Source organism: Streptomyces sp. S3(2020) (assembly GCF_013044505.1).
In the GTDB taxonomy this organism is placed as follows: Bacteria; Actinomycetota; Actinomycetes; order Streptomycetales; family Streptomycetaceae; genus Streptomyces.
The window spans coordinates 1-8,177 of sequence record NZ_JABERD010000315.1 but is presented as its reverse complement, the minus strand read 5'-3'; the positions used below and the strand labels follow the sequence as shown (position 1 = coordinate 8,177).

At 71.6% G+C, this 8,177-nt stretch carries 9 protein-coding genes; 3 read left to right on the top strand and 6 right to left on the bottom strand.

What is annotated here, in order from left to right:
* Nucleotides 1-1,083: serine/threonine-protein kinase (locus HLK59_RS46015; RefSeq protein ID WP_346779979.1), on the bottom strand; the 1,083-nt coding region annotated here is incomplete at its 3' end.
* A gap of 170 nt (nt 1,084-1,253) precedes the next feature.
* Nucleotides 1,254-2,000, bottom strand: coding sequence for a VOC family protein (locus HLK59_RS46010; RefSeq protein ID WP_171147641.1), 747 nt, complete (start codon nt 1,998-2,000; stop codon nt 1,254-1,256).
* Nucleotides 2,001-2,133: 133 nt separating this feature from the next.
* Between HLK59_RS46010 and HLK59_RS46005 the strand changes: the two genes are divergently transcribed.
* Entirely contained in the window at nt 2,134-2,769 is a 636-nt protein-coding gene (locus HLK59_RS46005; RefSeq protein ID WP_171147642.1) for a TetR family transcriptional regulator, read from the top strand.
* A gap of 398 nt (nt 2,770-3,167) precedes the next feature.
* Nucleotides 3,168-3,314, top strand: coding sequence for a hypothetical protein (locus HLK59_RS46000; protein ID WP_206328389.1), 147 nt, complete (start codon nt 3,168-3,170; stop codon nt 3,312-3,314).
* Here HLK59_RS46000 and HLK59_RS45995 read toward each other — a convergent pair.
* Nucleotides 3,309-3,785, bottom strand: coding sequence for a nitroreductase/quinone reductase family protein (locus HLK59_RS45995; RefSeq protein ID WP_171147640.1), 477 nt, complete (start codon nt 3,783-3,785; stop codon nt 3,309-3,311). The two genes, HLK59_RS46000 and HLK59_RS45995, sit on opposite strands and share 6 nt — an antisense overlap.
* Nucleotides 3,782-4,954 (bottom strand): acyl-CoA dehydrogenase family protein, encoded by a 1,173-nt coding sequence (locus tag HLK59_RS45990; RefSeq protein WP_171147639.1) that lies wholly within the window; start codon nt 4,952-4,954, stop codon nt 3,782-3,784. Before HLK59_RS45990 ends, HLK59_RS45995 begins: the two co-directional genes overlap by 4 nt.
* 83 nt (nt 4,955-5,037) lie before the next feature.
* On the opposite strand from HLK59_RS45990, the gene HLK59_RS45985 reads away from it, so the two are divergent.
* The gene (locus HLK59_RS45985) at nt 5,038-6,189 is read left to right on the top strand and encodes an acetyl-CoA acetyltransferase (protein WP_171147638.1); all 1,152 of its coding nucleotides are present in this window, start codon (nt 5,038-5,040) and stop codon (nt 6,187-6,189) included.
* A gap of 17 nt (nt 6,190-6,206) precedes the next feature.
* Here the strand turns inward: HLK59_RS45985 and HLK59_RS45980 are convergent, their stop codons facing one another.
* Both HLK59_RS45980 and HLK59_RS45975 read right to left on the bottom strand, forming a co-directional pair.
* The gene (locus HLK59_RS45980; RefSeq protein WP_171147637.1) at nt 6,207-6,653 is read right to left on the bottom strand and encodes a hypothetical protein; all 447 of its coding nucleotides are present in this window, start codon (nt 6,651-6,653) and stop codon (nt 6,207-6,209) included.
* 34 nt (nt 6,654-6,687) lie between these two features.
* Nucleotides 6,688-8,177 (bottom strand): DUF11 domain-containing protein (locus HLK59_RS45975; protein WP_206328388.1); only part of this gene is annotated, 1,490 nt, incomplete at its 5' end.

Sequence of the window (8,177 nt, the reverse complement as noted above, 5' to 3'; positions counted from 1 at the left end):
TCGCGGGAGGAGCGTGTTGGTCGTGCGATGCTGTTGGTTGTGCAGGCGACGGCGCGCCACGAGACCTACACTAGCCGCTTCGGCGGCAGGGTCAGAGGTGGGTAAGGGACAGTGCGAGGGCGGTGGCGGCAGGGGGGCGACCCGGCCTCCGCCGCTGCGGCCGCCCGGGCCCGGCTTGACGGCCGGGCGTCCGTTGCGGCGGGCTTCGATCAGGCCCACGGCCCGCTCGGGCAGCCAGGCCGAGGCCGTACCGCTGTCGTCGGAGCCGGAGCCGAAGAGGTGCGGGGCGAGCTGGGACTGGAGGTCGGCCGGGTTGGGGCGGCCGGTGGCCTCCATCTGCATACAGGACTCGATGAGCGGACGGAGCTCGTCCGGGAGACCTTCGAGGTCGGGGCCCTCGCGGAGCAGCATGAAGACCGTCTCGACCGGGTTGGCGCCGTGGAAGGGCGGGTGGCCGGTGGCGGCGAAGACCAGCATGGAGCCGAGCGAGAAGACGTCGCTCGCGCCGGTGACGCTGCGGGAGTCCTTGGCCTGCTCGGGTGACATGTAGGCGGGGGTGCCCACCGCCACATTGGTCATCGTCAAACGCGTGTTCGATACGCCGGAGGCGATACCGAAGTCGATCACCCGGGGGCCGTCCTCGACGACCAGCACGTTGGACGGCTTGAGGTCGCGATGGACCAGGCCCGCCCCGTGGATCGACTGGAGCGCCTCCGCGACCCCCGCCGCGAGCCAGCGCACCGCCTGGGCCGGCATCGGCCCGCACTCGTTCACTATCTCTTCGAGGGAGGGCGCGGGGACGTACGCGGTGGCCAGCCAGGGCACTGCGGCGCGGGCGTCGGCGTCGACGACGGCCGCCGTGTAGAAGCCGGAGACCGCGCGGGCCGCCTCCACCTCGCGCGAGAAGCGGACGCGGAACAGCTGGTCCTCGGCGAGTTCCGTACGGACCGTCTTGATCGCCACGCGCCGGCCGGACGCCGAGCGCGCGAGATAGACCAGCCCCATGCCGCCGGCGCCCAGCCGTCCCAGCACCTCGAACGGCCCGATCCGCCGCGGATCGTGCTGTGTCAGCTGATCCACCACTTGCCTGCCACCTCCCCGTACGGGCCGCGTCACACCCTTATGCACGCGACCCCCGTGCAGCGTCTCACCACCGCACCGCCATGGCGGCACGCACCCTGATTCTTCCTGGCCGAGGCGCAGGTTGCGAACCCGGGTGCAAATCGGGATGTCTCATGACCAAACGGCGCTTTTCACCACCCCGGTCGGCCGTCGAGACGCTCCAGTACGGCGAACGACGCCCCCTGATTGTCGGTGACGACGGCGACTTTGCCGTACGACGTCTCGAAAGGTGGAGCCTGGACCCGCCCGCCGAGCCGGTTCACCGTCCCGAGAACGGCCTCACAGTCCTCGACTCCGAAGTGCACGAGGAAGTGGGGCGGCATCTCGGCCGGAAAGACGTCGGAGACCGGGGCCCGGCCGAAATCCGGCTTCGCCTCCGGTCCGAACAGGGCGTCGTGGAACAGCCCGCCGTAGAAGGTGTTGGCGCCCTCGGTGTCCCGGGCGTACAGCTCGGCCCAGACGAAGGTGCCCGGCTCGTGCCGTACGCCGAAACCGGTGTGGGCGTCCGGCTCCCACAGGCCGAAGACGGCACCGTCCGGGTCGGTGACCAGGGCGCTGGTGCCCAGGTCGCCGACCGGCATGGGGGCGGTGACGACCTGTCCGCCGGCGGCCCAGACCCGGTCGGCGAGGCCCTCGATGTCCGGGGTCGCGAAGTACACCGTCCACACGGTGGGCATCCGCCCGTCCGTCTTGTGCGCGAGCGCCGCGACGGGCTCGCCCTCCTTCAGGGCCCACACGGCCCCGCCGTAGCGCTGCTCCTCGAAGGTCCACCCGAAGAGCTCACCGTAGAACCGCTTGCCCGCCTCCACGTCGGGAAGCTGCGCGTCCACCCAGCACGGGACGCCCTCTCCGTATGCGGATGCCCTGTTTTCGGCCATACCGCCAAACTAACGGCGACTCACGCAGCGCGCAGACCAGCGCACCAGTCCCGAAGTGCCCTCGCACCCCATTTGCAGTCGGCCGAATCGCGCTCCGATCACCCCTCGGTAAGCTGACGGCATGACAGGACAAGTGCGTACCGTCGACGGCCGCGTGGCCGGCCGGCGTGGGCAGGCGACCCGGCAGAAGCTGCTCGACTGCCTCAGCGAGATGCTCAGCTCCTCCCCTTACCGGGACGTCAAAGTCATCGATGTCGCCCGGAAAGCGGGCACTTCGCCCGCGACCTTCTACCAGTACTTCCCGGACGTCGAGGGCGCCGTCCTGGAGATCGCCGAGCAAATGGCCACCGAGGGCGGCCAGTTGACCCAGCTCCTAGAGGGCAGATCATGGGTCGGCAAGGCGGGCTGGCAGACCGCGCAGGAACTCGTGGACGGCTTCCTGGAGTTCTGGCGAAGGAACGACGCGATCCTCAGGGTCGTCGACCTCGGCGCCGCCGAGGGCGACAAACGGTTCTACAAGCTCCGTATGAAGATCCTGAACTCCGTGAACAACTCCCTGTCCGACTCGGTCGCCGAGTTGCAGTCCAAGGGCAAGGTCGACAAGGACGTGAACCCGGCGGCGGTCGCCGGTTCACTGGTCGCGATGCTCGCGGCGGTCGCCTCGCACCAGAAGGGCTTCCAGACGTGGGGCGTGAAACAGGCTGAACTCAAGCCGAACCTCGCACTGTTGGTGCATCTCGGCGTGACCGGCAAGAAGCCGACCAAGTAACCGACAGTTTTTTCAGGCACCAAGTCCTGTCTGGCGGGCGGTGGTTCACACGGGTGAGCCACCGCCTGCCGTGTCATCCCGGCAGCGGCCGGTCCTTGACACGTGCTTCATCACCAGCGTGGACGCCAGCCGCTGCGCCTCCTGCACCTGCCGCATGGTGACGAAGACAGCCTCGTCCGGCGTCGTGACCACTCGGGGAGTGCGGACCCGTGGTCAACACCACCCGGTCGGGCCTGCGAGGCCGCATCGCCACACGGCTGGGCCCCTGGCCCCTCGGCTGTCCACACGGCACCCCGCGTACACGCAGCGTCCTCCCGGAGCACCGATACCCCGCCTTTCCGATACCTCACACGCAAACGCCCAGGTCAGCCGCTCCACCGCCGGAGGCACCCGCAGGGGTGCGCGGCCGGTCCGTGGGGCGGGCGGTGGCGGGGCTCATGGCGGCGGAGGCGGACACCGGGGCTCAGGGGTCCCTGTTCCTGCGGGGCGCCGCGATCAGCGGCCTCAACCCCAAGGCCCTGCTGCTGGCCCAGCACACGCTATGAGTCGCGCCGGGTGATCCGGAACACCCGTATCTCCCGGTCCACCCGAGCCTGGTACGTGGCGTACGGCGGCCAGAAAGCCAGCAGCCTCTTCCATACGGCCGCCCGCTCCTCCCCCTCCAAGAGGGCCGCCCGCACCGGGATGTCCGTGCCCTTCCAGCTGACCTCGGCGTCGGGGCGGGCGAGGAGGTTGTGGGTCCAGGCGGGATGGTCGGTCCGGCCGAAGTTGGAGCCGATGAGGATCCAGGTACGGCCCGCCTCCTCGGGCATACAGGCCAGCGGCGTACGCCGGACGAGGCCGCTGCGCGCGCCGGTCGAGGTCAGGATCACCCCGGGCAGCATCTGCGCGCTGAGGATGACCTTGCCCCGGGTAAGCCGGTGCACGGCCCGGTCGAGGGCCGGGATCACATGCGGGGCGACCTTCGCGAAGCCCCGCGTCGACGAAATCCGCTGTACGGCCCGCTCGCCGATCACACCGTCACCTCTCGTTCCGTGAAGAGCCGCGCCGCGTCGGCCGCGTGCGCCCGCAGCCGGTGCACCGGCCCGAACAGCAGCTCGTCGCCGGCGGCCCGCTTGAAGTACAGCTGGACGTCGTGCTCCCAGGTGAAGCCGATGCCCCCGTGCAGCTGGATGCCCTCGGCGGCGGCGGCCCGCAGCGCCTCCAGCCCCTGGGCGAGGGCCAGCCCGCCCACCCGCTCCCCGTGCACGGTGGCCCAGGCCGCGTAGTACGCCGCCGACCGCGCCGCCTGCACCCGCACATACCCATCGGCGAGGCGGTGCTTGACCGCCTGGAACGACCCGATCGCCCGCCCGAACTGCTCCCGCTGCTTCACGTACTCGACGGTCCGCTCCAGCACCCGGTCGGCGGCCCCGACGGCCTCACAGGCGAGGAAGGCGGCGGCGGAGTCCCCGAGCCGGGCGAGCGCGCCGAGCACGTCGGCGTCCTCGTCGCCCAGCAACTCGGCGTCGACGTTGCGAAGTTGGAGCCGGGCGAGCGGGCGGGTGGCGTCGAGGGCGGTCTGCCGTACGCGCACCAGCCCTTCGGCGTCCCCGGGGACGAGGAAGACAAGGGTGCGGGACCGGGCGAACCCACCGGTGTGCGCGGCGACCAGGACGCACCCCGCGCTGTGCCCGTCGAGGACGTGCTCGATCTCCCCGTACAGCCGCCACCGGTCACCGGACCCGCGGGCCTGCACACCCCCGGAGCGCCCGCCTCCCGCCCAGTCCCCGGCGTTGTCGCCGGTGAGCGCGAGACCGGCGGCGGGTACGGCGAGGGCGGCGGGGAGGGAGCCGTCGGCGATCCGCGGAAGCAGTTCGGCACGCTGGCCCTCGGTGCCGAGGGCGAGCAGCAGGGGAGCCGCGAGAACGGCGGTGGCGAGCAGCGGGGAGGGAGCGAGGACCCGTCCCGTCTCCTCCGCGGCGAGGGCGAGTTCGGTGGCGGAGCAGCCCACCCCGCCGTACGCCTCGGGAAGGGCGAGTCCGGGCAGTCCGAGCTGCTCGGAGAGGGTGGCCCACAGCCCGGCGTCGTACCCCTGCGGCCGGTCGACGGCGGCCCGCGCCTCCTCCGCCCCGCACCGCTTGTGCAGGAGTTCGCGCAGGGCGCGGCGGATCCCTTCCTGCTCGGTGGTGAAGCCGGCGTCCATGGCGACCCCTTCCCTCCGGATCTGACGGTCCGTCATATTAGGAGCGGCGGGCCGATATGGACAGACAGAGGGAGAGACCTTTCATGACTGCCGGAACCCGGAAAGTCGCCGTGGTCGGCGTGTCCCTCTCCGACTGCGGCCGCGTGGACGACGCGACGCCCTACACCCTGCACGCCCAGGCCGCCCGCCGGGCCCTGGCGGACGCGGGGCTCGACAGGTCGGTGGTGGACGGCTTCGCCTCGGCGGGCACGGGTGTGCTGGCCCCGGTGGAGGTGGCGGAGTACCTGGGCCTGCGCCCCACCTGGGTCGACTCCACCTCGGTGGGCGGCTCGACCTGGGAGGTCATGGCGGCCCACGCGGCGGACGCGATCGCCGCGGGCCACGCCAACGCGGTCCTCCTGGTGTACGGCTCGACGGCGAGGGCGGACGTCAAGGCGGGCCGGCGCACGGGGAACCTCTCCTTCGGCGCCCGCGGCCCGCTCCAGTTCGAAGTCCCCTACGGCCACACGCTGATCGCCAAGTACGCGATGGCCGCCCGCCGCCACATGATCGAACACGGCACGACGATCGAGCAGTTGGCGGAGGTCGCGGTCCAGGCGAGGGCGAACGCGGCCCTGAACCCGGAGGCGATGTTCCGCACCCCGATCACGGTCGACGACGTGCTGTCCGGCCCGATGATCGCGGACCCCTTCACCAAGCTGCACTGCTGCATCCGCTCGGACGGCGGGGCGGCGGTACTGCTGGCCGCGGAGGAGTACGTACCGGACTGCCGCACCGCCCCCGTCTGGATCCTCGGCACCGGCGAGCACGTCTCGCACGCGACGATGTCGGAATGGCCCGACTTCACGGTGTCACCGGCGGCGGTGAGCGGACGTCTGGCGTTCGAGAGGGCGGGCGTCCGTCCCGAGGAGATCGACCTCGCCGAGATCTACGACGCCTTCACCTACATGACGCTCGTGACCCTGGAGGACCTGGGCTTCTGCAAGAAGGGGGAAGGCGGAGCGTTCGTCCAGTCCCGCACCCTGCCGGTGAACACGGACGGGGGCGGCCTGTCGGCCCAGCACCCCGGTATGCGGGGCCTGTTCCTCCTGGTCGAGGCGGTACGCCAGCTACGGGGCGAGGCGGGCGCGCGCCAGGTGCGGATCGGGGCCGGCGACCTGCCCCGCCTGGCCGTGGCGTCCGGCACGGGGGGCTGGTTCTGCTCGTCGGGGACGGTGGTGCTGGGGCGGGGGTGAGACGCCGGCCAGGGCGGTCAGCCGACGGCCAGGAGCAGGGACCACAGGAGACCGGCGAGCAGCGGAATGCCGTACGCGATGAAGAGGGCCGCCCTCGGTCCGCGCATGCGGACGGCGGCCTGGGTCTCGGCGTAGTCGGGCACCTTCTCGACGAGCCGCCTTCGCAGGTTGTCGGTGTAGCGGATCTGGCGGTGTCCGACGTAGAGCCAGATGGCGGCCATGGCCACACCGAAGGACCCGATCACGCGGGCGGTGACAAGGCCGCTGCCGGTGACCGGGGTGCCGGCCGCGCGTCCGGCGGACAGGATCGCGGTGAAGGCGACGAGTTGGAGGGACTGGGCCACGAGGAAGAGGTTGCCGCGTTGCATGATCATGGTGTCCTCGTGGAGGTAGTACTCCCACAGCCGCGACTGGGCGGCGGTCGTGCGCTGGAGCGTCACAGGGTCGTCGGCCCGATGCGTCATCTCTCCGTGCTGCCCAAGCGGCGTCGGGTGTGAACTACCGTTCGGCCTCGACTCTGACGACGGCCTCGTCATTGTCCGGATCCGGGTCCCGGCGGCCGAGATCCCACGGGGCGGTCGGAGACGTCGTCTCAAGGGACAGGAAGCCCTCGCCCGGGTCGCCGAGGGTCATGGTGAACTCGAAGGAGCGGGACTTCCCGGGCGCCAGGGGGCCGACGGCACAGGTGTACGTGTAGCCGTTGTTCTCGCAGTACTCCTGGTAGACGCCGTCGTCGTACTCCTCCATCGGCTGCTTCACCATGGTCGTCCCGAGGGGCGGGCTGAACACCACGTCGGCCGCCGCACCGGCGTCGGCGGGGCCGTTGTTGCGGACCGTGATCTCGAAGGTGCGCTCGTCGCCGGGCGCGCCGGTCAGGGTGACGTCGGAGACCTCGTAGTCGGCGTACGAGTCGAGCACGACGTACGTGGACCCGCCCCCGGCGACGAAAGCGCCCTCGGCGGCCTTGGTCCCCGTGACCTCCAGCGCCGGTCCGTCGCCGAGGTCGCCGCCCTTCGGATAGGTGCCGTAGTGCCCCGGGCCCATGTCCAGGGCCCAGACGTCCTTGCCGTAGGAGACGTACAGGTCCGCCTTCGACGTGCGCAGCCGTATCGCGGGCCGCAGGGTGACGGTCTGCCCGGGGTCGATGGTCAGCCCGGGGAACTCGCAGACGGCGATGCGGCCGCGACTGTAGTCCGAGTAACGGCAGTTGGAGTACTTCTCCACGAACCCGGCGTTGCTCGCGGCCAGTTCCAGACCCAGGCCGCGCACCGGTACCTCACCGGTGTTCCGCACCACGACGGAGTCGGTCAGCTCCGCGCCGGGGCGCGGCCCGTCCTTGTCGTACGCGGCGACCGCCGCCTCCACGACCGGCTCCCCCACGACGAACCGGGTCCGTGCGGTGAGCTTCTCGCCGTCCTTCGTCGTGTACGTGTACGTCACGAGAGCCGAGTCCCCGGCCTTCGCCCCCTTCACCGCGACCACCTTGGCGCGGGGCGCGTCGCCCCAGTTGCTGTAGTCCCCGTCGACCTCGCAGGTCACGTGGGTGGAACTGCCCTCGCACCCCCCGTACTTGCGAATCTTCACGGTGTCCTCCGCGCCCTTCGGCACATCGGCGGTGAGCGTCCGGACGCCGGTCCCGCCCCCGTCCTCCGCCCTGAGCGCGTACGGCATCTTGTCGTGCGGACCGGACTTGTCGCCGTGGGGACGCAGGTAGAAGACCTCGGGCGCGGTGATGGAGGGCGTCTTGTCGAGGTCGTCGCCGCGTTCCTCTCCGCCTCCCCACGAGCCTTCTGCGGCGCACCCGCCCGCAAGCCCCGGCGCCGCGGCGCCCCGCCCCACCTCGGGCTGCGTCGCCACGGCGACTATCGTGGGCGCCGCGCCAGGAGCCGGCGCGCGCCCACGGACGGCCGCGGCGCAGGGCGCCGCGCGGCCCCGGTCACCCGCGGCGGCGCCGGTGCGGGCGGGGGCGGCGGCGGGGCTCCCGAGGG